At 65.8% G+C, this 24743-nt stretch carries 21 protein-coding genes; 18 read left to right on the forward strand and 3 right to left on the reverse strand.

All coding sequences use genetic code 11. The features are described from left to right. Positions 1–22 precede the first annotated feature (22 nt). Positions 23–814 (reverse strand): class II aldolase/adducin family protein, encoded by a 792-nt coding sequence (locus BJA_RS16450; RefSeq protein ID WP_011086101.1) that lies wholly within the window; start codon positions 812–814, stop codon positions 23–25. After that, positions 811–1674 (reverse strand): ABC transporter ATP-binding protein, encoded by an 864-nt coding sequence (locus BJA_RS16455; RefSeq protein WP_011086102.1) that lies wholly within the window; start codon positions 1672–1674, stop codon positions 811–813. The genes BJA_RS16450 and BJA_RS16455 overlap by 4 nt, the downstream gene beginning before the upstream one ends. Positions 1675–1937: 263 nt before the next feature. Here BJA_RS16455 and BJA_RS16460 point away from each other — a divergent pair, with 263 nt between their 5' ends. From BJA_RS16460 to BJA_RS16520, 13 genes are all read left to right on the forward strand, one after another. Further along, the gene (locus BJA_RS16460; RefSeq protein WP_197535739.1) at positions 1938–2615 is read left to right on the forward strand and encodes a GntR family transcriptional regulator; all 678 of its coding nucleotides are present in this window, start codon (positions 1938–1940) and stop codon (positions 2613–2615) included. A 68-nt stretch (positions 2616–2683) separates the two neighbouring features. Beyond that, positions 2684–3463, forward strand: coding sequence for an SDR family oxidoreductase (locus tag BJA_RS16465; RefSeq protein WP_011086104.1), 780 nt, complete (start codon positions 2684–2686; stop codon positions 3461–3463). A 7-nt stretch (positions 3464–3470) separates the two neighbouring features. After that, entirely contained in the window at positions 3471–4616 is a 1146-nt protein-coding gene (locus BJA_RS16470; protein ID WP_011086105.1) for a pyridoxal phosphate-dependent aminotransferase, read from the forward strand. 11 nt (positions 4617–4627) lie between these two features. Next, on the forward strand, positions 4628–5509 hold the full coding sequence (locus BJA_RS16475; protein ID WP_038966017.1) for an alpha/beta fold hydrolase: 882 nt from the start codon (positions 4628–4630) through the stop codon (positions 5507–5509). 4 nt (positions 5510–5513) lie between these two features. Further along, positions 5514–6767, forward strand: coding sequence for a Zn-dependent hydrolase (locus tag BJA_RS16480; RefSeq protein WP_011086107.1), 1254 nt, complete (start codon positions 5514–5516; stop codon positions 6765–6767). An 8-nt stretch (positions 6768–6775) separates the two neighbouring features. After that, a complete protein-coding gene (locus BJA_RS16485; RefSeq protein WP_038966016.1) occupies positions 6776–7306 on the forward strand; it encodes a flavin reductase in 531 nt (176 codons plus the stop codon). A 46-nt stretch (positions 7307–7352) separates the two neighbouring features. Continuing rightward, positions 7353–8918, forward strand: coding sequence for a PLP-dependent aminotransferase family protein (locus BJA_RS16490; RefSeq protein ID WP_038966015.1), 1566 nt, complete (start codon positions 7353–7355; stop codon positions 8916–8918). 409 nt (positions 8919–9327) lie between these two features. Further along, the gene (locus BJA_RS16495) at positions 9328–11337 is read left to right on the forward strand and encodes a hydantoinase/oxoprolinase family protein (RefSeq protein WP_011086110.1); all 2010 of its coding nucleotides are present in this window, start codon (positions 9328–9330) and stop codon (positions 11335–11337) included. Further along, on the forward strand, positions 11334–12914 hold the full coding sequence (locus tag BJA_RS16500) for a hydantoinase B/oxoprolinase family protein (RefSeq protein ID WP_038966010.1): 1581 nt from the start codon (positions 11334–11336) through the stop codon (positions 12912–12914). Before BJA_RS16495 ends, BJA_RS16500 begins: the two co-directional genes overlap by 4 nt. Positions 12915–12925: 11 nt before the next feature. Then, positions 12926–14221 carry an aspartate aminotransferase family protein gene (locus BJA_RS16505; protein ID WP_038966009.1) on the forward strand — a complete coding sequence of 432 codons (1296 nt, stop codon included), beginning with the start codon at positions 12926–12928 and terminating at the stop codon, positions 14219–14221. Beyond that, a complete protein-coding gene (locus BJA_RS16510) occupies positions 14218–15900 on the forward strand; it encodes a long-chain fatty acid--CoA ligase (RefSeq protein ID WP_011086113.1) in 1683 nt (560 codons plus the stop codon). The genes BJA_RS16505 and BJA_RS16510 overlap by 4 nt, the downstream gene beginning before the upstream one ends. Positions 15901–16011: 111 nt before the next feature. Further along, positions 16012–16944: an N-carbamoyl-D-amino-acid hydrolase gene (locus BJA_RS16515; RefSeq protein ID WP_011086114.1), complete on the forward strand. Its 933-nt coding sequence runs from the start codon at positions 16012–16014 to the stop codon at positions 16942–16944. 5 nt (positions 16945–16949) lie between these two features. Next, on the forward strand, positions 16950–17618 hold the full coding sequence (locus BJA_RS16520; RefSeq protein WP_171463751.1) for a flavin reductase family protein: 669 nt from the start codon (positions 16950–16952) through the stop codon (positions 17616–17618). Here BJA_RS16520 and BJA_RS16525 read toward each other — a convergent pair. Continuing rightward, positions 17615–18277: an aspartate/glutamate racemase family protein gene (locus BJA_RS16525; RefSeq protein ID WP_038966008.1), complete on the reverse strand. Its 663-nt coding sequence runs from the start codon at positions 18275–18277 to the stop codon at positions 17615–17617. The genes BJA_RS16520 and BJA_RS16525 overlap by 4 nt on opposite strands. A 56-nt stretch (positions 18278–18333) precedes the next feature. Between BJA_RS16525 and hydA the strand changes: the two genes are divergently transcribed. The 5 genes from hydA (at position 18334) to BJA_RS16550 (ending at position 24716) form a co-directional block, all read left to right on the forward strand. Next, positions 18334–19803, forward strand: a complete 1470-nt coding sequence (hydA, locus tag BJA_RS16530) for a dihydropyrimidinase (protein ID WP_011086117.1) — start codon at positions 18334–18336, stop codon at positions 19801–19803. 16 nt (positions 19804–19819) lie between these two features. Further along, positions 19820–20794, forward strand: coding sequence for an NAD-dependent epimerase/dehydratase family protein (locus BJA_RS16535; protein ID WP_011086118.1), 975 nt, complete (start codon positions 19820–19822; stop codon positions 20792–20794). Between the two features lies 1 nt (position 20795). Continuing rightward, the gene (locus BJA_RS16540) at positions 20796–21545 is read left to right on the forward strand and encodes an SDR family oxidoreductase (protein WP_011086119.1); all 750 of its coding nucleotides are present in this window, start codon (positions 20796–20798) and stop codon (positions 21543–21545) included. Continuing rightward, positions 21542–22972 (forward strand): NAD(P)-binding domain-containing protein, encoded by a 1431-nt coding sequence (locus BJA_RS16545; RefSeq protein WP_011086120.1) that lies wholly within the window; start codon positions 21542–21544, stop codon positions 22970–22972. Before BJA_RS16540 ends, BJA_RS16545 begins: the two co-directional genes overlap by 4 nt. A 124-nt stretch (positions 22973–23096) precedes the next feature. Next, positions 23097–24716, forward strand: coding sequence for an ABC transporter substrate-binding protein (locus BJA_RS16550; RefSeq protein WP_011086121.1), 1620 nt, complete (start codon positions 23097–23099; stop codon positions 24714–24716). The last annotated feature ends 27 nt before the right edge of the window (positions 24717–24743 follow it).

Below are 24743 nucleotides of genomic sequence, written 5' to 3' on the forward strand. Positions count from 1 at the left end.
GGTCAAACTCCAGGCGGTGAAATCAATGGCGGTAGGACGGATCGGTGCGGTCGAGCTGGCGCATCAGCGCCGGCCATTCGCGTTCGCCGGGCACGAGGATGTCGCCCTGCAATTCCCAGAACTGGCGCGCTGCTTTCTCGCAGACCTCGTGCGGCGGCATCACCAGCTTGGCGCCGGCTGCGGCCGCCGCCTGCATCTGGAGCTGGATCCGCGCGGCGCGTTCGAAATAATACAGCAGCATGAAGGCCTCGCCCGGCGTCCGTCCGACGGTGAGGATGCCGTGATTGCGCATCAGCATCACCTTGTGCGGGCCGAGGTCGCGCACCAGGCGAACCTGCTCGTCGAGGTCGATGGCGACGCCTTCGTAGTCGTGAAAGGCCTGGCGGTCGTAGAAGCGCATCGCGAACTGGCTGAGCGGCAACAGGCCTTTCTCTTGCCCTGAGACCGCGACGCTCGCGTCGGAATGGGTGTGCAGCACGCAGGCCGCGTCGTGGTTCGCGGTGTGGATCGCGGCATGGATGACGAAGGCCGCGACGTTGACCGCCTGCGGCGTGTCGTCGAGCTTGTTGCCCTTGGTGTCGATCTTGACCAGGCTCGATGCCGTGATCTCGTCGAACAGCAGGCCGTAGGGATTGATGAGGAACTGGTCCTCGTGGCCGGGCACGCGCAAGGAGATGTGGTTGTAGATCAGGTCGTCCATCCCGAGCTTGGCGACCATGCGATAGCAGGCCGCGAGCTTGACCCGGGCATCCCACTCGGCCGGTTCGATGCCGCGCGGCGCGGCTTGCGGCTCTCTCGCTGACATCGCATTCACGGCGTCTTCTCCTGCGCGATGGAGGATTGGAACGACTTCATGCTTTCCTCCTCGATCGCATCGAGCAGCGTGCGCTTGAGGCGCACGAATTCGGGGGAGGTGACGATTTCGGGCCGGCGCGGGCGGGGCAGGTCGACGACCTGTTCGAGCTTCACCGAGCCGGGACGCGCGGTCATCACCAGCACGCGGTCGCCGAGGAAGATCGCCTCGTCGACGTCATGGGTGATGAAGAGAATGGTGCGGCGGTATTTCTGCCAGACGTCGAGCAGCCAGCGCTGCATCATCGCCCGCGTCAGCGCATCGAGCGCGCCGAACGGCTCGTCCAGCAGCATCAGGTCGCGTTCGAACAGGAAGGTGCGCATCAGGGCGACGCGCTGGCGCATGCCGCCCGACAATTGGTTGGGATATTGCTTCTCGAAGCCGGCGAGCCCGAACTCGGGCAGCATCTTCAGCGCCTTTGCGCGCGCCTGCTCGCGCGGCATGCCCTCGACCTCGAGCGCGAGGATGGCGTTGTCGACGACATTGCGCCAGGGAAACAGCAGGTCGCGCTGCGGCATGAAGGAGACGCGGCCGAGCAGGTCGGCGGCGTGGCAGCTCTTGCCTTCGAAGCGCAGGATGCCGCCGGCGTCGGGCTCTTCCAGGCCGGCGACAATATTAAAGAGGGTGCTCTTGCCGCAGCCGCTCGGGCCGACGACGGTGACGAACTCGCCGGGGGCGACGCTCGCCTGAAGTCCGGACAGTGCCGCAACGGAGCCGAAGGTCTTGTCGATCGCGCGCAGCTCGAGCAGCGGCCCAGGCTTCGGGTGAGCCTGAGGGGCCTCGATGGCCGGTCCGGGATCGGGGAGGCGGGCAGCCTGCACCGGGATGTCCTTGTATAATGGCGGCGGCCATTCGCATACGAAAGCGGACCGCGTCGAAATCTCTTAGCAACTCGTGTGCCAGTGCGATTTCGCGGCAAATCAGGCATAAGATTTGCGAGTTGGCAGGTGGATATCCCGGAGATGCACGCGTCTCCGCCAGAAAATCGGCCGGCTCACTGGAAGGTTGGTGCCATTTTGTATACGTATATCGATATCGGAGAAACATGATGGCGGATATTGGTGCACATGCCGGAGGCAGGCGCGTGAAAAATGGGCACGAAACCCTGGCGGCGGGCCCCGGCATGACGCTCGCCGAGAGCCTGCGCCAGAAGCTCGAAGGGGCGATCGCGGCGGGGCATCTCGAGCCGGGCAGCCGGCTCGACGAGCAGGAGATCGCCCAGCGCTTCGGCGTCTCGCGCACGCCGGTGCGGGAGGCATTCCGTCTGATGGCCGCCAACAATCTGGTCGAACTGCGCGGCCGGCAAGGGGCGACGGTCCGCAGCATCAAGGCGCAGGCGCTGATCGAGATGTTCCAGGTCATGGCGGAGCTGGAAGGGCTCTGCGCGCGGCTCGCCGCGCGGCGCGTCTCCCAGGCCTGGGGGACTGAAATTGGCGAGATTCACCAGCGGCTTGTGGCGGCAGGTGAAACCGGCGACATCGATGTCTTCTACGACATCAACCAGGAATTTCACGAGGCGATCTATGAGGCCTCGCGCAACGCCTTCCTGGCCGAGCAGACCCGCAAGCTGCGCAACCAGGTGGCGGCGTATCGCCGCCGGGTGACGCGCATGCCGAACCGGATTGCCGACACCGTTCGCGAGCATGAGGCGATCATGCAGGCGATCCTGGCCCACGATCCCGAGCGGGCGCACAGCGCCATGCGGGACCACGTCAACCTGCTCGGCGACAACCTTCTGGACTTCCTCGCCGCCTTCGAATGACCCCTCGGGTCGCTTGGTATGCAAATTGCTAGACCTTGTATATCTAGCTTGCATCCTGGAGACCCGGAGTGGACCTGAAGCTGACGAACAAGACCGCCCTGATCACCGGCGCGTCGAAAGGAATTGGACTTGCGGTGGCCGAGCTCTTCGCCGCGGAGGGCTGTCACCTGCATCTGGCCGCCCGCAATGGCGAGGCGATGCTCCAGGCCAAGCGTGATCTGGAAGCCCGCTTTGGCGTGAAGATCACCATCCACGCGCTCGACCTGTCGAGCACGGCCGCGATGGAGAAGCTCGCGGCCGAGGTCGGCGACATTGACATCCTCGTCAACAATGCCGGCGACATCCCGGCCGGCTCGCTGGAAATCCTCGATGATGCCGCCTGGCGGCGCGGCTTCGATCTCAAGGTGTTCGGCTACATCACGCTGTCGCGTCTTTATTATCCGCGCATGAAGGGCAAGGACGGCGTCATCATCAACATCATCGGCAATTCCGGCGAGAACTGGGACGCGAGCTACATCGCCGGCTCGACCGGCAACGCGGCGCTGATGTCCTTCACCAAGGCGCTCGGCGGCCGCAGCCTCGATCACGGCGTGCGCGTCGTCGCGGTCAATCCGGGGCCGGTTGCCACCGACCGCATGCTCAAGATCATGAAGCGCAAGGCGATCGACATGCTCGGCGACGAAAGCCGCTGGGAGGAGCTGTTCGACAAATATCCCGGCAAGCGCCCCGCGACGTCGGAGGAGGTCGCCGATCTCGTCGCCTTCCTGTCCTCGCCGAGGTCCGGCTACATCACCGGCACGGTGGTGACGATCGACGGCGGCATCGCCGCGCGCGGCTCGGTGATCTGAGGCCTCGATGTCGAAGCCTCAATCCGCGGCACTGGTCCGCAACCGCTATTTCGACGAGCTCTCGGCGACGCCGGGGCTCTACTGGCTCGGGCAGAACACCAACCATATCGAGAGCCACCCCGCCGTGCGCGAGGCGATGCTGCGCTCGATCGAGGCTGGCGAGTTCAATGCCTATGCCCCGCCGCTCGGCTTCGAGGCGCTGCGTGCCGCGATCGTCGCCGACCTCGGTGTGCCCGGCGCAGAGGCGCTGGTGACCGAGGGCGGCGTCAACGCGCTGGCGATGATCTGCCGTGCGCGCTGCAAGCCCGGAACGACGCTGGTGACGACCGATCCGACCTGGAAATGGCCGTGCCTGTTCGCGCGCCAGCAGGGCGCCGAAGTGATCGAAATTCCGATCTACGATCCGGCCTGCAACTACCGCCTGACGCCCGAGGCGTTGAAGGCGAATGTCGACGAGCGCACCGCGATCATCTATCTCGTCGATCCCAACAATCCGCTCGGCATTCGCTACACCCGCGAGGAGATCGAGAGCTTCGCGGCGATCGCGCGCGATTGGGGCGCGCTGCTGGTGCACGACTGCACCTACCGCGATTTCGCCGACGGCCACACCCCGTCGCTCCACGTGGCGCCGCAAGGCTCGGTCGTCTCGACCAGCTTTTCGAAATGGCTCGGGCTTGCCGGCCTGCGGATCGGCGCTCTGGTCGCCGCGCCGGACCTGTTCGAGGAACTGGCGCTGACATCCACGAGCGTGCTCGGTGCGAGCGTGATCGCCCAGCGTGCGGCGCAGGCGGGACTTTCCGTCAAGGCTGAGTGGATGAAGAAGGTCCGCAGCACCGACCGGTCCAACAAGGCGATGATCCAGGAGGCGGCGGCCGCGATCGAAGGGCTGGCGCTGCCGATCATGCCCTCGCACGGAAACTTTCTGGTGCTGGAGACCATCGCAGCGGGCATCCGTCCCGAGGCGCTGGTCGAGTGCTATCGCCGCCAGGGCATCATGATCCGCCAGGGCACGTATCATACGCAGCGCTTCGGCGACCGCTTCGTCAAGATCAGCACCTCCGTGCCGCAGGCGTGGGTCGAAAAGCTCTGCACGCTGCTGCCGGACATGGTTGCGCAGGCGCGCACGCTCAACGACCTGCCGCCGCAATTCTAGGGAATATGCCGATGACGATGATCACCACCAAAGACGGTGTGAAGCTCCATGTGGAAGAGGCGGGCGCGGGCACGCCGATCCTCTTCATCCATGAATTCGGCGGCAATCACGAAAGCTGGGAGCCGCAGCTGCGCTATTTCAGCCGGCGCCATCGCTGCATCACCTACGCCGCGCGCGGCTATCCGCCGTCGGATGTGCCCGACAGCGTGGAAGCCTATTCGCAGGCGATTGCCGCGGACGATGCGGTCGCCGTGCTCGACGCGCTCCGAATCGAGAAGGCGCACATCGTCGGCCTGTCGATGGGCGGTTTCTGTACGGTGCATTTCGGCCTGCGCACGCCGGAGCGTGCCTTGTCGCTCACGGTGGCCGGCGCAGGCTATGGCTGCGAGAAGGAGTTCGAAGAATATTTTCGCGGCGTCTCGCTCGAAGTTGCCGACAATTTCGAGAAGCAGGGCGCCAAGGAATTTTCGAAGATCTACGCGCTCGGCGCGAGCCGGGTGCAGTTCCAGAACAAGGATCCGCGCGGCTGGAAGGAATTCGCCGATTGCCTTGCTACCCATTCCGATCGCGGCGCCGCCAACACCATGCGCGGGGTCCAGGCACGGCGGCCGTCCTTCTACGATCTCGAAGACGGCCTGAAGAAGATGATGGTGCCGACGCTGGTCGTCGTCGGTGACGAGGACGATCATTGTCTCCAGCCCGGCATCTTCCTGAAGAAGACCATTCCGGCCTGCGGTCTCTCGGTCTTCCCCAAGACCGGCCACACGCTCAATCTCGAGGAGCCGGCGGCGTTCAACGCGCTGCTTGCCGAGTTCATCGCCCAGGTCGAGGCCGGGCGCTGGCTGCCGCGCGATCCGCGCGCGCTGCCGGGCCAGATCATGCGCACGAAGTAGGTCGATGGGATCGAGCACCTTGATCAACGCCGATCGGCTCTGGACGCGCCTGATGGCGCTCGCCGAGATCGGCGCGACGCCGGCCGGCGGGGTCAACCGCCAGGCGCTGAGTGACGGCGAGATTGCCGCCTGGCGCCGTGTTATCGGCTGGGCGCGCGAGGCGGGCTTGACGCCGTCGACGGATGCCGCGGGAAACCTGTTCCTGACGCTGGCCGGGCGCGATCGCGCCGCGTCGCCGGTTCTGCTCGGCAGTCATCTCGACAGCCAGCCGACCGGCGGGAAATTCGACGGCGCGGCCGGTGTCATGGCGGCGTTAGAGGCGGCGGTCTCGCTCGCCGAGCAAAGTGACAGGCCGGCACGCGATGTCATCGTCGTCGCCTGGATGAACGAGGAAGGCTCGCGCTTCGCCCCGGGCATGATGGGTTCGGAGGCCTTTACCGGCGAACGCAACATGGATGCGATCCGCGCCGCGCGCGATGCCGACGGCATCAGCGTCGGCGAAGCGCTCGACCGCCTCCACCAGGCTTTGCCTGATGTGCCGCACAGGCCACTCGGCTTCGCGGCCGGAGCGTATCTCGAATTGCACATCGAGCAGGGACCATTGCTCGAGGCAGCCGACTGCGCGATTGGAGTCGTCACGGGCATCCAGGGCAAGAAGACGTTTCAGGTGGTGGTCGAGGGCGCCGAAGGACACGCCGGCACGCTGGCGCAGCAGGAGAGGCGGGATGCGCTCGCGGCCTTTGCGCGGATGGCGTCGGCGCTCCATGCCGAGATCGGCACGGTCGATGCCGACATCAAGTTCACCATCGGCCGCGTTGCCGTGGTTCCGAACGCGCCGTCGGTGGTGCCTTCGCGCGTCAGCTTCAGCATCGATCTGCGTCATCCTGATAATGCGGTGCTCGATGCCGCGGGCGCGCGCATCGCGGCTCTTTGCCAGCAGAACGCCGCACCGTGCGCGGTCACGGTGACACCGCTCGTCGATGCGCCGTCAAACGCCTTCGATCCGCGCCTGCGGGCAAGCATCGCAGAAGCGGCGCGCGCGCAGGGGCATTCCGCCATGGAGATCCTCTCCGCCGCCGGTCACGACGCCCGCCATCTTGCCAAGATCTGTCCCGCCGCGATGATCTTCATCCCGTGCCGCGACGGCGCAAGCCATGTCGAGCACGAATGGGCTGAGCCCGATCATGTTGCCGCCGGCGCCTCCGTGCTGGCCCAGGTGCTGCGCGAGCTGGCGTTTGCGCCTGGCATTGCGGTGTGAGGATGCGGATGCAGGATGTGGCCCCACAGGACTACCGCGATGCGATGGCCTGTCTCGGCGCGGCCGTCAACATCGTGACCACAGACGGCAGCGCGGGGCGCGCCGGATTTACCGCATCCGCCATTTGCAGCGTTACCGACGATCCGCCGACGCTTCTGGTCTGCATCAACCGCGGCTCCTCTGCCTACTCCAGCGTGACGCGCAACGAGGTGGTGTGCGTCAACGTGCTCTCGGCCCGGCATGAGCCGCTGTCCCGGCTGTTCGGCGGCAAGGTGCCCGCCGACGAACGGTTTGCCGCGGCCGCGTGGTCGACGCTCGCAACCGGTGCGCCGGTGCTGGCCGACTGTTCCGCCGCGTTCGACTGCCGGATTGCCGATACCGTCAATGTCGGTACGCATGACGTGCTGTTCTGCCGCGTCGTGGCCCTGCAGAGATTCGGTTGCACCGACAATCTGATCTATTTCGGCCGCGCCTACCACACGGTCGGGGTGACCGATCCAGCCGAGGCTGGACCCGAATCCGCTCTTGACGCATCCTGAGGTGAGGCTGGCGATCGCCGGCCGTTCCAACAATCACCTCTGCGCGATGGACAAGAGCCGTCAACCGAACAAGCGCGTATCTCTCGCCGGGATGCACATCGACCGGGCGTCGGCTGTGCCGCTGCACTTGCAGATCGCGGCCCACATCCGGGGCTGCATTCTGCGCGGCGTCTTTCCGGCCGGAACGCAATTTCTGGGTTCGCGGGAGATCGCGCGGGAGCTGGGCTGCTCGCGCACGGTGGTGTTGACCGCGTGGGATCTGCTCTACGCCGAGGGCTATCTTGAATCGACGCCGCGCGGCAGCGTCATGGTGGCGTCAGTCGCAACACCGCATGCGGAGCCGCCGTCGGTGGCGTCGCCCGCGGCCGTGCCCGCCCATATGTCGAAGCGCTGGCAATCACTGCTGGCGTTCGACTACGAGACCAACTGGCCGTCGGAGTTCAGTCCCGGCGCACCTGATATCTCGACGTTTCCCTTCAAGGACTGGTCGCGCCTGCTGCGCCAGACCTGGCAAAATCCGAGGGAGCAGGAGTGCCTCGATCTCCCTCCCGAAGGCCATCCGCGCCTGCGCAGCGAGATCGCAAATTTCCTCGGCTCGGTGCGCGGGCTGGTCTGCGCGCCGGAGGAGGTCGTCGTCACGTCAGGCACATCGGGGGCGCTCGATTTCTGTAGCCGGATGATCCTCGATCCCGGCGACGAGGTCTGGGTCGAGGAGCCCGGCTTTGTCGAGGCCCGGTGGGCGCTCACGGCGGCCGGCGCCAAGCTGGTTCCGGTTCCGGTCGACGACAAGGGGCTGGTGGTCTCGGAAGGGATTCGACGCGCGCCGGGTGCCCGGCTGATCGTGGTCACGCCGTCGCATCAATATCCGCTCGGCGTCAGCATGGGCCTGGAGCGGCGTCTCGAGCTGCTCGACTGGGCCAACAAGAACGATGTCTGGGTGATCGAGGACGACTACAATTCGGAGTTCAGGCACCAGGACAGCATGATCGCCTCCTTGCGTTCGCTCGATCGCGAGGGGCGGGTGATTTATTTCGGCACCTTCTCGAAGATCATGATGCCGAACCTGCGGCTCGGCTACATCGTCGCCAACAGGCATTTCATCGATGGCTTCTCCAAGGGCCGCGCGCGGATCGACGTCCATACCTCCGGCGTCGGTCAGCTCGCGCTCGCCGAATTCATGCGGGAGGGACATCTGCTGCGGCACCTGCGCGGGATGCGCCGGGCCTATGCCACCAGGCGCAAGGCGCTGATCGATGCGATCGCCACGCTGATGCCTGACGATCTGACCGTGTCCGCGGCGGTGACGGGACTGCATCTGGTGGCGCTGTTCACCGAGGCGATGCGGGCGCGGATGAGCGACCGCGAAGCGGCTGCAAGCCTGAAGCAGGCTGGCATCCATGTGCAGCCGCTGTCGCAGAATTTTCTGGAGCAGCCGACGTTGCAAGGTCTGGTGTTCGGATACGGGCGGCTGCGCGTCGAGGATGCATCTCCGCTGCTTGCGAGAATCGCGGCTTGCATCGGCAGCAGCTCCCGCAATGCATCATCCGACCCGGCAATATCGTCTCGTACTGTTCGTACAATAAAGAGAGGCAGAGCCGATCGTGGTGCATAGCTCATAGGCACCCGACGATCCCGCAGCGCCGTTCGATCGCCTGCAAATTAGACATACGATTTCAGACGTTCGGATTGCAGCGCAGCAGGAGTTGCGATTTGCCCGGAGAATTCCGTGGTGCGCTGCACGTTTTTCGCGTGAGCCGGCCCGTGTTCGCGTGCTCTCTCTGCGGGCACGACTGCACCAAAACGTGCAGCAGGTGGCGTGGCGCACGGCGCCGGTCGCGCGCTGGTCTAGTGGTTTGCGACAACTCTGGCCCTATCCCGTGCCCATCGCTCTGTCGCACGCTCTCGGTCGGTGGCATGACAAGGGATGCATGATGAGCGCTCTGGTTTCGGCATTGGACGTTGCGATGAACGGCAAGGACCCGGCGTCCGGTTCGGACGTCACGCGTAGCTGATCCCTGCACATGAGCTCTTCCGAACATCACTGGGAAGTCGGCACCGATATCGGCGGCACCTTCACCGATATCATCGCGATCCGGCGCGACTCCGCGGAGGCGCGGATTGCGAAGGTGCCGTCGCGCCCGCAGGCGCCCGTTCAGGCGATGCTTGAGGCCATCGAGGCCGTCGGCCTGCGCAAGAGCGAGGTCAAGCGCTTCGTCCACGGCACCACCCGCGTGACCAACGCCATCGTCGAGGGCCGGCTGCCGAAGGTTGCGCTGGTCGCGACCGAAGGCTTTGCCGATGTGCTCGAGATCGCGCGCTATCGCCGCCGCGATCTCTATCGGCTCGACATTCCCCCGAAATCGCCGCCTCTGGTGCCGCCCGAACGATGCTTTGGACTCGCCGAGCGCCTCGATCACGAAGGCAGGGTGCTGAAGGCGCTTGAGGACGCCGAGATCGCGCGTCTGGTGGCCTGGCTCAAGCAGACCGGCGTTCAGAGCGTCGCGGTGGCCTTGCTGCACGCCTACGCCAATCCGGTGCATGAAAAGATTCTCGGCGAGCGGCTCAAGGACGTCGTCGCCCACGTCTCGCTGTCGCACGAGATCAATCCGGAGGCCCGCGAATATGAGCGGACCTCGGCAACCGTGTTCAACGCGGCCGCGATGCCGATCGCGGTGGAATATCTCAGCGAGCTGGAGCAGCGGCTGCCGATTGGAGCCGGCCTGCAGGTGTTTCATTCGGCCGGCGCCATGATCCCGATCTCGGCGGTGAAGCGGCGGCCGCTCGTGATGGCGATGTCGGGTCCTGCAGCCGGCGTCTCGGCCTCGGTCAGTATCGCGCGCCAGCTCGGCACGTCGCGCATGCTGACCTTCGACATGGGCGGCACCACGACCGACGTGTGCCTGATCGTGGACGGCCAGGCCGAGATGACCGACGGCCGCATGCTCGGCGACAAGCCGCTGCGCCAACCGATGCTCGCGGTTCATTCCATCGGTGCCGGCGGCGGATCGATCGTGCGCAACGGTCCGGGCGGCCTGATGGTCGGGCCGGAGAGCGCCGGCTCCGAGCCGGGGCCGGCCTGCTACGGCCGCGGCGGAACCGAGCCCACCATCACCGACGCCAACGCCGTGCTCGGCTATCTCAATCCCGAGACCAAGCTTGGCGATCGCATCGGCATCGACATCGAATCCGCCAAGCGCGTCATCGCGCCGATCGCGCAGGCATTGGGGCTGAGCCTGACCGAAACGGCGCTCGGCATCATCAAGGTTGCGAACGCGACGATGGCGCGCGCGCTCCGCCGCGTCACGGTCGAGCGTGGCATCGACGGGCGCGATTGCACGCTGCTCGCCTTCGGCGGCGGCGGACCGATGCATGCTGCGGGTCTTGCCGATCTCTACGGGATTGCGCAGGTGGTCGTCCCGAGCGCGTCGAGCGCGTTCTCGGCGCTGGGCTGCCTCACCGCCGATTTCAGTTTTCTCCAGCAGCAGACGCTGCGCGCCGCCCTCGACGGCATCGATCTCGCCCGCGTGTCGGAGCGGATCGGCACGCTGATTGACGATGCCTCCGCGCCGCTGATCGCCAATGGCGTTGCGCAGGCGGAGATCCAGGTCGAGCTGGTGGCCCTAATGCGCTACACTGCGCAGAATGATGCCATCCCGGTATCCTTCACGCTTCCGCTCGACGTCGCACAGTTGAAGAGAGACTTCCTGACGCGGCATCACGAGCTTTTCGGCTATGCGACCGGCGAGCCCTGCGTCATCGAATCCGTGCGGGTGCAGGCGCGCCGCCCGTCGACGACCGTTGTCAGCCGGCCGGCGACCGTGGCCCGCGCGGTGTCCACCGGCCGGCGCACCTGCTCGTTCGACGGCTTCCACGACATCGCAACCGCGATCATCGACCGCGCTGCACTGACCGAAATCGTCAGCGGTCCGGCCATCATCGAAGACGCATGGTCAACGGTGGTGGTGCCGCCTGGCTGGCAGGCAAAGCCCGACGCCGCCGGCAACCTGTTCCTGACGCGGAGGGCGGCATGAAGCTCGACCCGTTCGTCGTCGAAGTCATCAGGCACGGGTTGTCCGCCGCCGCCGAAGAGATGAGCCTGGTGATGACGCGCTCGGCGCGCTCGCCGCTGTTGCGCGAGGCCGGCGACCTGTCGTCCGCGATCACCGACGGTCGCGGCGGCCTGGTCGGGCAGGGCCGTGACATCCCGATCCATCTCGGCGCGATGGCCTACACCATTCCGGAACTGCTGAAGGTCGTGCCGATCGAAACCCTGAACGACGGCGACGTGCTGATCTACAATGTCGGCGCGCTCGGCGGCAACCATCTCAACGACGTCAAGGTCGTTCGTCCTGTCTTCGTCGACGGCGAGATCGTCGCCTTCGCGGTCAGCCTCGCGCATTGGCCGGATATCGGCGGCACCTGGCCCGGCAGCTATTTCGCCAAGGCCATCGATACCTTCCAGGAGGCGATGCGCATTCCGCCGGTGCTGATCGCAACCTCCGCCGGCGTCAATACGCCGATCGTGCAACTGCTCAAGGCCAACGTCCGCGACCCCGAGTCCTGCGAGGGCGATCTTTTGGCCCAGATCGCGGCGACCAAGGCCGGCGAGAAGCGCATCGTCGAGCTCTGCCGCGAGCACGGCAAGGCGGTTTTCACGGCAACGCAGTCGCGCCTGCACGATCTCTCCGAGATCGAGATGCGCGAGGCGCTGCGCGCGCTGCCGGACGGCGTCTACGAAGGCGAGGATTATCTCGACGACGGCAGCGAGAACAACGCGCCCGCGCGCATCCACGTCAAGATCACGATTCGCGGCGATGAGGCGACCTTCGACCTCTCCGGAAGCTGCGACCGCGTCTCGAACTTCTGCAACACGACGCCGTTCATGGCCCGCTCGGCCGTCGCCTACGCCGCGCGCATCATGAGCGGACGTGACATGAACCAGAATGCGGGTGCACTCCGGCCCCTGACCATCATCACGCGCCCGGGCTCGATCCTGGAGCCGGGCTGGATGGCTTCGGTTGCCGCCGGCAACCACGAGACGTCCATGCGCATCGTCGATGCGATCTTTCGCGCGATGCAAGACACGATCCCGGAACGTCTGTCGGCAGGGGGCGCGACCACCGCGGGCGTGCTGTTCTTCGCCGAACCGCGTCAAAACGGTTCATGGAAGATGCTCTACGAGGTCCATGGCGGCGGCGAGGGCGCGCGGCACAATCGCGCCGGCATGTCGGCAACCCGGGTGCATCTCTCCAACACCTCGAACACGCCGGTCGAGGTGATCGAGGCGAACTACGCGATCCGCCTCGAGCAGCAGGCCATTCGCCGGCAGTCCGGCGGCGCAGGCGCCCATCCCGGCGGTGACGGTTCCGTCCGTACCTACCGCATCCTGGCGCCGTCGATGCATCTGACCACCTGCATCGAGCGCATGGTGATTGCACCCTGGGGCATGCAGGGCGGCGAATCCGGCAAGGCCTGCCGCATCTCGCTCGTCAGGCATGGCGCAAACGTGGCCATCGACGGCAAGTCGAACCTGGTGCTGCAGCAAGACGATCTCGTCACGATCGAGATGTGCGGCGGCGGTGGCTACGGCGCCGCTGCCGCGGAGTGAGGGGACCCGCGATGAGCAGATTGTTGCGAACCGGACTGAATGCGGGCGAGGCCGCGCCGATGGCCGTGGTCGGCGGCGAGGGCGTCTACTTTCACCTGTCCGACGGCCGCCGCCTCATCGACGGCAGCAACACCGGCGGCGGCCTCGGGCATCGTCATCCCGCGATGGTGGAGGCGATCCGCCGTGCGGCCGATACGCCGGTCGTGAATGAGGGGTGGACCTGGGTCGGTCGCGAGCAGGCCGCGGACGACCTGATGGCCACCGCGTTCGGGGGCGAAGAGGATTGGGTCGGTGCGGTCCGCTTCTGCATCAGCGGCAGCGAGGCCAACGACATGGCACTTTCGCTCTGCCAGGCGCTGACGCAGCGCTCTGCATTGGCGACGCGCGAGCGCGCCTATCATGGCATCACCGGCCTGTCGCGCAGCATGACGGTGCAGCCGCAATGGCATGGCGGGCTCGCGGTGCACTCAGGCGGTTCGCAGCTGCCGGCACCGATGGCGCCAGTACGGATTTTGCCGGCACCGAATGGCGCGATCTACGGCGCACCGGCCAATAATACGCCGCCTAGCGAATATCTGGCGGATGCCACGCGCCTGCTCTCTGACACGGCGGCGACGATCATCGACTACACCCAAGGGGGCATCTACTACGACGGCGCCTATCAAGACGAGGTGGCGCGCCGCGCGCGGCAGGCGGGCTCCTACTGGATCGCGGACGAGGTCGTCACCGGCGCAGGTCGCGCGGGCCGCTGGTTCGCGTTTCAGGGCGCGGAGAGCCGCCCCGACATCGTGACGCTCGGAAAGTCGCTCGGCGGCGGTGCGGCGGCGGTGGCCGCGGTCGTGGTGTCCAAGGACATCGTCGAGCGGCTCAAGGGCACGAGCTGGCAGAACTATGGCACGCTGCGCGGCCATCCGATCAGCATGGCGGCCGTCAGCGCCTATCTGAAGGTCGTCAGCGACGACAAGATTCTGGACCACGTGCAAAGCCTCGAAAAGCTGTTCATCCGCCGCCTGCTCGCGATCGCGCAGAAACATCCGAGCGTGCAGCGCGTGGCGGGGCAGGGACTGCACTGGACGGTGGAGCTGCACGGCCCGGACTGGCGCACCTGGCATGCCGACACGACCGAGGTGCCGATCGCCTCGCGCGTCGCGGAGCGCGCGCTGGAGGCCGGCGCGGTGATCGGGACCAGCGGCGAGCAAACCTCGCTGTTCCTCGCGCCACCACTGGTGATCTCCGAGCACGAGGCTACGCTCCTTCTCGACGCGCTCGACCACGGTCTCGACGTCGCGGACGAGGAGCACGGGTGAGTATAGATCACGCACCATCCCGTCGTCCGCCGGCCTGGCCGGTGGATGAGCCCTGGCATCTCACGATGCCGGAAGGGACGCTGTACGACGCGCTGGCACGCGCGGCGAACGACCGGCCGTCGCATCCGGCGACGGTGTTTTACGGTGCAAGCCTGAGCTACGCCGAGCTGCGCGAGCGCGTCGATGCGTTGGCGGGTTTCCTGCAAGACGCTTGCGGCATCAAGCGCGGCGACCGCGTCATGATCGCGCTGCAGAACTCGCCGCAATATGTCATCGCCTATTATGCGGTGATGCGGGCGGACGCCGTGATCGTGCCGGTCAATCCCATGAACAAGACCGCCGAGATGGCGTATCTCGCCGCGGACAGCGGCGCGAAGGTCGCGATCATCGGCAGCGAACTGAGCGATGTGTTTGCTCCGCTGGTCGGGGATGCCATTGCGTATGCAATCGTCGCGCAGTATCGCGACGAGGTTCCGGTCGCCACGCCCTATACGCTGCCGTCCTGCGTGACCGAAGCGCCGTCGGAGATGCCGTCGTCGCCGGGCTGGCACTTTTGGTCGTCCGCGATCGCGCAAGGCTTGCGGCCGGGTGCGATGGCCGCCGGGCCGGACGACCTCATGATCCTGCCCTACACGTCGGGAACGACAGGCAAGCCCAAGGCCTGCATGCACAGTCATCGCAGCGCGCTGTTCACCGCGGCCTTGCAGGCGCGCTGGTACGGGCTCGACGGCGGCGACGTGATGACTGGATTCATGCCGCTGTTCCACGTCGCGGGCATGCAGGGTTCGATGAATGCCGCGATCGTCGCCCGCGCCACGCTGCTGTTGATGGCGCGCTGGGACAAGGATCTGCTGCCGGACCTGTTCGAAACCTATGGCGTGACGTTCTGGAACGCGGCACCGACCATGATCGTCGACGTGCTCGCAAGCGTCCGATTCCGCGACCGGTGTTTTGCGAAGCTGAAGGTGCTGACCGGTGGCGGCGCGGCGATGCCGACGGCGGTGGCCGAGCGGCTGAAGGGACGCTTCGGTCTCGATTTCGTCGAAGGCTACGGCATGACCGAGACCATGTCACCGACGCACCTCAATCCGATGGCGGCGCCGAAGCGGCAGTGTCTCGGCATCGCCGTGCAGGAGACCGACGCGCGGATCGTCGATCCCGAGAGCCTGATCGAGCTGGACGACAACGTCGTCGGTGAGATCGTCGTGCACGGGCCGCAGGTGCTGCAAGGCTACTGGAACCGCCCCCAGGCCAATGCTGAATCCTTCATCGAACTCTCAGGCAAACGGTTCCTGCGCACGGGCGATCTCGGTTATCGCGATGCTGACGGCTATTTCTTTGCGGTGGACCGCCTCAAGCGGATGATCAATGTCAGCGGCTTCAAGGTGTGGCCGGCCGAGGTGGAGGCGGCCATGTACCAGAACCGCGCCATCCGGGAGTGCTGTATCGTCTCGGCGCCGGACGATTATCGCGGCGAGACGGTCAAGGCCCTGGTGGTGCTGGACGAGGCGATGCGCGCGACGACGTCGGCGGACGATATCATCGGCTGGGCGCGCGGCGTCATGGCGAGCTACAAGGCGCCGCGCGCCGTTATCTTCGTCGATCATTTGCCGCGGACCGCGAGCAACAAGATCAACTGGCGACTGCTGCAAGACGCCGAATGGGGGCGGACCGCATGAGAAGGCGCCCGGCTGGAAATTCCGGACGCGGCTGCGCTATGCTGCCGGCGCCGGCAAATCGTTGAGGCTGCGATGTTCAGCTTCGTCCAAGAGGTCACCAGGAACCCGCTTATGCGTATCGTCAATGTTGCCGCCGCCCAGATGGGCCCGATTCAGAAAGCCGACAGCCGCGAGGCCGTGGTCAAGCGCATGATCGCGCTGATGGACGAGGCGAAAGCAAAAGGCGCCGATCTGATCGTCTATCCGGAGCTGGCGCTGACGACGTTTTTTCCGCGCTGGTACGTGGAGGACCGGGCCGAGTTCGACAACTGGTTCGAGCGCGAGATGCCGAGTGCGGCGACGAAACCGCTGTTCGAGCGCGCGGCGCAGCATCAGATGGCGATGAATTTCGGTTACGCGGAGCTGACGCCGGACGGCCATCACTTCAATACCGCCATCCTCACCGACAAGTCCGGCAGGATCGTCGGCAAATATCGCAAGATCCATCTGCCGGGCCATGTGGAGTACGACACCAAGCGTTCGCACCAGCACCTGGAGAAGCGCTATTTCGAGCCGGGTGACCTCGGCTTCAAGGTCTGGCGCGAGCTGGGCGGCATCATCGGCATGGCCATCTGCAACGACCGGCGCTGGCCCGAGACCTATCGCGTCATGGGCTTGCAGGGCGTCGAGATGGTGCTGATCGGCTACAACACGCCGTCCGTCAATGCGGAGAAGAGCGAGGAGGGCGTCGAGAAGCGCCTGTTTCACAATCGCCTTTCGGTGCAGGCCGGCGCCTATCAGAATGCAACCTGGGTCGTCGCAGTGGCCAAAGCCGGCAATGAGGATGGCCACCCGCTGTTTGGCGGCAGCCTGATCGTCGACCCCAACGGCGAGATCGTCGCCGAGGCCAAGACTGACGACGACGAGGTTCTGGTTCACGCCTGCGACCTCGATGCCACTACCTTCGGCAAGACCACGATCTTCGATTTCGCCCGGCACCGCCGCATCGAGCATTACGGCCTGATTACCAGCCAAACCGGCGCGGTGCCGCCGCCGGAAAAGTGACGCCGATGGCCGACAAGGGCACATCAGGCATTCCCTTAGCCGAGCTCGATCCGCGCGACCGCTACAAGCTGCTCTGCGGCGTGGTGGTGCCGCGGCCGATCGCGCTGGTGACGACGCTGGACGAGAACGGTGCGGTCAATGCCGCGCCGTTCAGCTTCTTCAACGTCTTCTCCGAGAGTCCCGCGCTGATCGTGCTGGGGCTTCAGCACAAGCCGGATCACAGCCCGAAGGACACGACCCGCAACATCCATCGCGACGGCGAGTTCGTGGTTCACATGGTGGACGAGGCGCTGTCGGTGGCGATGAACGACTGCGCGGTCGATTTTCCTTCCGGCGACAGCGAGGTCGCTGCGACCGGGCTCGCCACGCTTCCCTCGGTCGACGTGAAGGTGCCGCGTCTCGCTGCGGCACCCTTTGCGCTGGAATGCCGGCGCCATGTCGTGATGACGTTCTCGCCGGATCGCGAGCTACTGGTCGGCGAGGTGCTCAGGGTTCACGCCCGCGAGGGCCTCGTCGATGAGGCCAACATGTATGTCGATCTCGACGCCTACCGGCCGATCGGCCGCATGTTCGGCAATCTCTACACGACGCAGCGGGACACGTTCGCACTGGTCCGCGAGAGCCACGCGCAATGGCGCGCGCGGCAGGACGCCAAAGAGCTGAAGGACGCCTAGTGAGCCGAGAACTGCACCGTTCCGAGCGCCATGGTGACGGCCGCCTGTGTCGGGTCGATCACGGGAATACGAAGCGCATCTTCCAGCGGGCGGCGATGGCGGGCCATGCCGGCGCAGCCCATCACGATGGCGCGGGCGCCGTCCTCGTCGCGCAGCGCGCGGCCGATGTCGATCATCTTGGCCAGCGTGCCTTCGCCCGAGGCGGTTTCCGCAACGCTCATGTTGAGCGGCCGTTCGCCGGCGAGGCGGTCGGTCAATCCCATCTGCCTGAGATAGCGCATGTGCCGCGGGATCGAGCGCTGGGCGATGGCGATGACGCCAAAGGTTTCGGCGCGCGCCAGCGCCGTCAGCACGCCGCACTCGGCGATGCCGAACACCGGGCGGTTGGTGCCCTCGCGGCAGACCTGAAGCCCGGGATCGCTGTAGCAGGCGATGACGAAGGCGGCGGAGCTGTTGTCGCTTTCGACCAGCCGGCGCAGCGGCATCGCGACGCTGTCGACGTCGGCCTGGCTTTCAATGCCGAACGGACCCTCGGCCAGCGTCCGACAAACCACTTCCGGTCCGCCCTCGAAATCGAGCGGCTTCAAGGCGTCCTCCAGCCCCTGCGTGACGGTGGGGTTGGAGTTCGGATTGATGACGAGAATGCGCGGCCGGGGCATGATGGTCTTTCCAAGAAATTGCGATCACGTGCGTTGAGCCTATCACGGAGTGCCTCATGACTGAACCCACCTACGACCTGATCATTCGCGGCGGCCGCGTCGCGACCACGACTGACGTCTTCGAGGCCGACGTCGCCATCTCCGGCGAAACCATCGCAGCCGTCGGCCGCGGCCTTCCGGCCGCCAAGCGCGAGATCGACGCGCGCGGCAAGCTGGTGCTGCCCGGCGGCGTCGACAGCCACGCCCATATCGAGCAATTGTCCGCGGCCGGCATCATGAATGCCGATACGTTCGAGAGCGCGACCGTGTCCGCGGCGTTCGGCGGCACCACCACGGTGATCCCGTTCGCCGCCCAGCATGTCGGCATGAAGCTGCCGCAGGTGGTCGAGGACTATCACGCGCTGGCGAAGAAGGGCGCGGTGATCGACTACGCCTTCCACATGATCATTGCGGACGCGACCAGGGAGACGGTCGAGGAGCACATCCCGGCGCTGGTAAAGCAGGGGCATGCGTCGATCAAGATCTTCATGACCTACGACCGGCTCAAGGTCGACGACGAGCCGCTGCTCGACATCCTCCTTGCCGCGCGCCAGTCCGGCGCGATGCTGTGCGCGCACGCCGAAAACCACGGCATCATCGCCTGGATGGTGAAGCGCCTGCTCGCGCGCGGCTACACGCTGCCGAAATACCACGCCGTCAGCCACGCCCGTGTGTCGGAGGCCGAGGCGTTCACCCGGCTGATCGGAATGGCGGCGCTGATCGACCAGCCGATCATGATCTTCCATGTCTCCACCGCCGAAGGCGCCAAGGTCATCCGCGACTCGCGCGGGCAGGGGCTCAAGGTCTTTGCCGAGACTTGCCCGCAATATCTGTTCCTCACCGCTGCCGATCTCGACAAGCCCGGTGCGGACGGCGCCAAATGGATGTGCAGCCCGCCGCCGCGCACGCATGCCGACCAGGAGGCGCTGTGGCAGGCGCTGTCGCTCGGCGATCTCCAGACCATCTCGTCGGATCACGCGCCGTATCGCTTTGACGAGACCGGCAAGCTGCGCGCCGGCCCCAATCCAAACTTCAAGCAGGTCGCCAACGGCCTGCCGGGGCTGGAGCTGCGGCTGCCGCTCTTGTTCGACGCGATGGTGTCGAAGGGCCGGCTCGGCCTCGAAAAATTCGTGGAGCTGACTGCGACCGCGCCGGCAAAAATCTACAATCTGCATCCGCGCAAGGGCTCGATCGTGGTCGGCGCTGACGCCGATATCGCGATCTGGGATCCCAATCGCGAGACCGTGATCGCCGACGAGATGATGCATGATCTCGCCGGCTACACGCCGTTCGCAGGCCGCAAGGTGAAGGGCTGGCCGGTGTCGGTGCTGTCGCGCGGCCGCGTGATCGTCGAGGGCAACAAGTGCCTCGCGAGCGCCGGCAGCGGAAAATTCCTGGCGCGCAGCGGCGGCGAGGCGGCGAAGCCGACGGGCCGGCTGGTCGCGGACATGGATCCGGAACGGAATTTCGGGGCGAAGCTGCTGTGACGGTGGATTGCGTGCGATGAAGATCGTCATCTTCGGCGGCACCGGCTTTGTCGGCCTCAATGTTGCCGAGGTGTTGCTTGCGCGCGGCCATGAGGTGACGCTGTATGATCGTAAGCAACTTCCGGCTGGCGCGGAGCGGTTCTTTGCTGACCACCGGGAGCGGCTCTCGATTATTCAGGGCGAGATCACGGACATCGAGAGGATCGACGCGCTGGTAAAGCAAGGCTTTGATGCGATCATCCTTGGCGCTGCCATAACCGCCGGGGACCAGCTCGAGCGGACCACGACCTCGAGCATCCTCGAGATCAATGTGATGGCTCAGATGCCGATCCTGAGCGCTGCGATCCGCCGTGGCGTTCGGCGCGTGATCAATCTCTCCTCTGCGTCCGCCTATGGTGCCGCGGGGCAACGCTATCCGGTACTGGACGAGGAGACGCCGTGCGATCCCGTCTCATTTTACGCGATCAGCAAATTCACGTCAGAGAGATCCGTGGCGCGGCTTGCCGAGTTGTGGGGAGGCGATTTTCTGAGTGTGCGGTTAAGCGCCGTGTTCGGTCCGTGGGAGCAGATCGGGAAGGTGCGCGATACGCCGAGCCTCCAGTTCCAGATCCTTGCTGCGTTCGCCCGCGGCGAACCGGCCCTTCTCCCTGCGCCAGGCATCAAGGATTGGACCTACGCGCCCGACGCCGCCGAAGCGGTGGCGGTGCTGATCGAAGCCGAGCGGCCACGCCACCGGCTCTACAACATCTCAAGCGGCGCGGCCTGGTCCGCGCTGCAATGGGGTGAGGCGTTCGCAGCCCTTCATCCCGGGCTGGAGTGCCGGCTCGCGTCACCCGGAGAGAAGACCTTCATCAAGCTCCACGGCGGGGATCGTGCGCCGATGTCGGTCAAGCGAATGGCCGATGAGTTCGGCTGGCGCGCCCGGTTCGGCTGCGTGGAGTCGGCCGCAGCAATGAGCGCCTGGTGGATGCAGCACAAGGAAGGGATCTGACATGCGGCTGCAGGGGCGCACGGCCATCATCACCGGCGCGGGCTCGGGCATCGGCCGGGCCAGCGCGAAGCTGTTCGCGGCGGAGGGCGCGCGTCTCGCGCTGGTCGATCGCGATGCCGCGGGTCTTCAGGAAACGCTGGGCCTCGTGAGAGAGGCAACGGTGCATGTCGGGGACGTCGGCGATGCCGCATTGGCCGAGACTGTTGCCGGCGATGTCGTGGCGCGCCACGGCCGGCTCGATATCCTCATGACCGCTGCCGGCTTCTCCTGCGGCGGCACGGTGCTGACGACGAGCCCGGACGACTGGGACGCGGTGTTCCGCGCCAATGTCGGCGGCACCTGGCTGTGGGCGCGAGCCGCGGTGCCTCACATGCAGCGGCAGCAGAGCGGCTCGATCATCACGCTGGCATCGCAGCTCGCCATCGCCGGCGGCAAGGGCAACAGCGCCTATATCGCCGCCAAGGGCGCGATCGTGAGTCTCACGCGGACGATGGCGGTGGATTTCGCCACCGACGGCATTCGCGTCAACGCCATCGCGCCCGGCGCGATCGACACGCCGATGCTTCGCCGCAGCTTTGCCCGTCACGCCAATTCGGACGAGGTGCGCGAAGCTTCGCGCAACCGCCACGCCATGAAGCGGTTTGGCACGGCGGAAGAGATCGCGCAGACCGCGCTGCATCTCGCCAGCGACGCGTCGTCCTTCACGACCGGAACCGTAATGGTGGTTGACGGAGGCTGGCTCGCGGCATGACCGACGCGCTGGGAGAGCTCGAAGCTGACGTTCGCGCTGATCTCGCCATGATCGCGCATCCGGGCGCGGCATGGCTTGAGCCGAAGATCGGGCCTGATGGCAAACCGGCGCTGGACGTGCTCGTCGTCGGCGCCGGCCAATCCGGCATCGCCATCGGCTTCGGCCTCATGCGCTCCCGCGTCAGCAACATCCTGCTGCTCGACAAGGCCGAGGAGGGGAAGGAGGGTCCGTGGCTCACTTACGCCCGCATGCCGACGCTGCGCAGCCCCAAGGACTACACCGGTCCCGACCTCGACATTCCGAGCCTGACCTACCAGTCCTGGCACGAAGCCCGCTTCGGCAAGCAGAGCTGGCAAGAACTCGGCCTGATCGAACGCGGGCATTGGGCTGAGTATCTGCTGTGGCTGCGCCGCACGGTCGGCTTGCCGGTGCGCAACGCTTGCGAACTCCTGGAGATCGCGCCTGCGTCTGACGGCTTGCTCACCGCGCGAGTAAAACGGGCAGGAGAGGTCGAGACGCTCTACGCCCGCAAGATCGTGCTGGCGACGGGGCAGGAGGGGATGGGCGGCTGGATGATCCCGGAACCGCTCCGCCATCTGCCGTCAGGTTCGGTCGCGACCGTCGCCGACGACATCGACTTCGAAAAGCTGCGCGGCAAGCGCGTCGCCGTAATCGGCGCCGGTGCGTCCGCCTTCGACAATGCGGCGACCGCGCTGGAGGCTGGCGCCGCCGAGGTGCATCTGCTGTGCCGCCGTACGCAGATCCAGGTGATCCAGCCCTATCGGTGGCTGACCTTTCGCGGCTTCCTGCGTCATCTCAGCGATCTCGACGATGCCTGGCGCTGGCGCTTCATGCGCACCATCCTCGAAATGCGGGAAGGCTTTCCGCAAGCAACCTATGATCGCTGCGCGCGTCATGCCAATTTCACACTGCACGAGGGCGCGCCGGTCGAGGCGGCCCGGGAGACGGGCAAAGGCGTCGAATTGCAGACGCCGCGCGGCGCCATCCCGGCGGATTTCGTCATCTGCGGTACCGGCATCGACATGAGCTTTGCAGGGCGCGGCGAGCTCGCTGCATTCGCCGGCAACATCGCGACCTGGGCCGACCGCTATCAGCCGCCTTCGAGCGAGCGCAACGAACGGCTCGGCCGCTTTCCCTATCTCGCCGACGATTACGCCTTCACCGAGCGCGTGCCGGGCGAGACGCCCTGGATTTCCGACATCCATCTCTTCGCCATCGCCTCCACCATGAGCTTCGGTCCGTCGGGATCGTCGATCAACGCGATGACGACCGCCGTCCCGAAGCTGGTCCACGGCCTGACGCGCGGCCTGTTTCGCGCCGATATCGCGCGGCACTGGGCGTCGCTCAGCGCCTATGACGTGCCGCAGGCCGTGGTCACGCGGCCGGCGCGAAAGACGGGGGAATAGCGATGATCATCCATGCGCCGCCGCGACGAAGCGTCCCCACGCGCGACCCGTGAGACTGGCGCGCAACTTGCTTGTTTCTTAACCTGCCTTGCTGGCGTTCTTGTCGAAATTCAGGGAAAAACGAATGCGTTTTGTGTCTTTCAGGCCGGCGTCCTCGATGCTCGCCACCGTTGCGCTTCTGCTCATCGCGAACGCGCCTTCGCAGGCCCAAACCAGGGCGGAAACGCTGCGCTATGTGACGGGCGCATCCGTCAACACGCTCGATCCCAACATCCCCGGCTCGACGCGCGAGTCCTTCGCGCTGAGCATGAGCACTTACGACCGGCTGGTGGCGTTCGGCCGCAAGCAGCTCAACGGCAAATGGGTGTTCGATCTCGACACGATCACCGGCGAGCTCGCCGAATCCTACGACGTCAGTCCCGACGGGCTGAAGCTCACCTTCCGCCTGCGCAAGGACGCCAAGTTCCAGGACGGCTCGCCTGTTACGGCCGACGATGTGAAATGGTCGCTCGATCGCTGCGTCACCGCGCCGATCCTCGGCAAGGCGCAGCTCCTGACCGGCTCGTTGACGTCGGCCGATCAGTTCAAGGTGATCGATCCCCTCACCATCGAGGTGACGCTGCCAAAGCCCGACAAGCTCGCGCTGCCGAATTTGGCGACCGTCTATCCCATGATCATCAACTCGAAGGTCGCCAAGGAGCACGCGACCGCGGATGATCCCTGGGCCACCGCCTGGCTGAAGGAGCACACCGCCGGCAGTGGCGCCTATGTGGTCGAGACTTTCAAGCCGGGTGAGCAGGTGATCCTCAAGCGTGACGAGTCCTGGAACCGCGGCTCGGCCAACAAGCCCGCCTTCTTCAAGCGTGTGATTGTGCAGTCGGTGCCGGAACCGGCGACCCGCGCCAACCTGGTCGAGCGCGGCGATGCCGACATCGTCGTCGATCTCCAGGCGAGCGACGTGCAGTCGCTCGAGGCCAAGGGCAAGCTCAAGGTGATCTCGACGCCGCAGTACAATGCGATCACCTTCGTCTCGATGAACAACCAGATCCCGCCCTTCGACAACGTCAATGTCCGCCGCGCCATCGCCTTCGCGCTGCCGTATGACGACATGTTCAAGGCCGCGCTGTTCGGCCGCGGCGCGCCGCTGTTCGGCGCGAGCTGGCCGGACGGCAAGCCTGTGAACGGCATCTATCCGTTCCAGGCACCGGTGAAGACCGATCTCGACAAGGCCCGCGAATATCTCAAGGCCGCCGGCCTTCCCGAAGGATTTGCGACCACCTTCAGCTTCAACGTCGGCCAGGCCTCGACGGCCGAGCCGATGGCGTCGCTGGTGAAGGAATCGCTTGCGAAGATCGGGATCAAGGTCGACATTCAGAAGCTGCCGGATGCGCAGATGTCGACGCAGATCAACGAGAAGAAGCTGCCGTTCTTCACCGAAGGCATCGTCGCCTGGCTGCCGTCGACCGACTACTTCTACCGCAACTTCTATACCGGCAATCAGCGCTGGAACTACAGCTCCATCAACAATCCCGAGCTCGCCGCGATCGCGCAGGAAGCCCGCTTCGAGCCGGACAAGGCCAAGTACGAGGACGACGGCCGCAAGCTCAACGCGATCCATTTCAGCGAGATGCCGCAGATTCCGCTGTGGCAGCCGAACCAGGACGCGGTGATGGCGTCGTCGATCGAGGGCTATACCTACGAGTTCCACCGCCAGGTGGATTATCGCGACGTCAGCCGCAAGTGAGATCGGCAAACGAGAGGGGCTCTGAAA

Source organism: Bradyrhizobium diazoefficiens USDA 110 (genome assembly GCF_000011365.1).
GTDB classification, from domain to species: domain Bacteria; phylum Pseudomonadota; class Alphaproteobacteria; order Rhizobiales; family Xanthobacteraceae; genus Bradyrhizobium; species Bradyrhizobium diazoefficiens.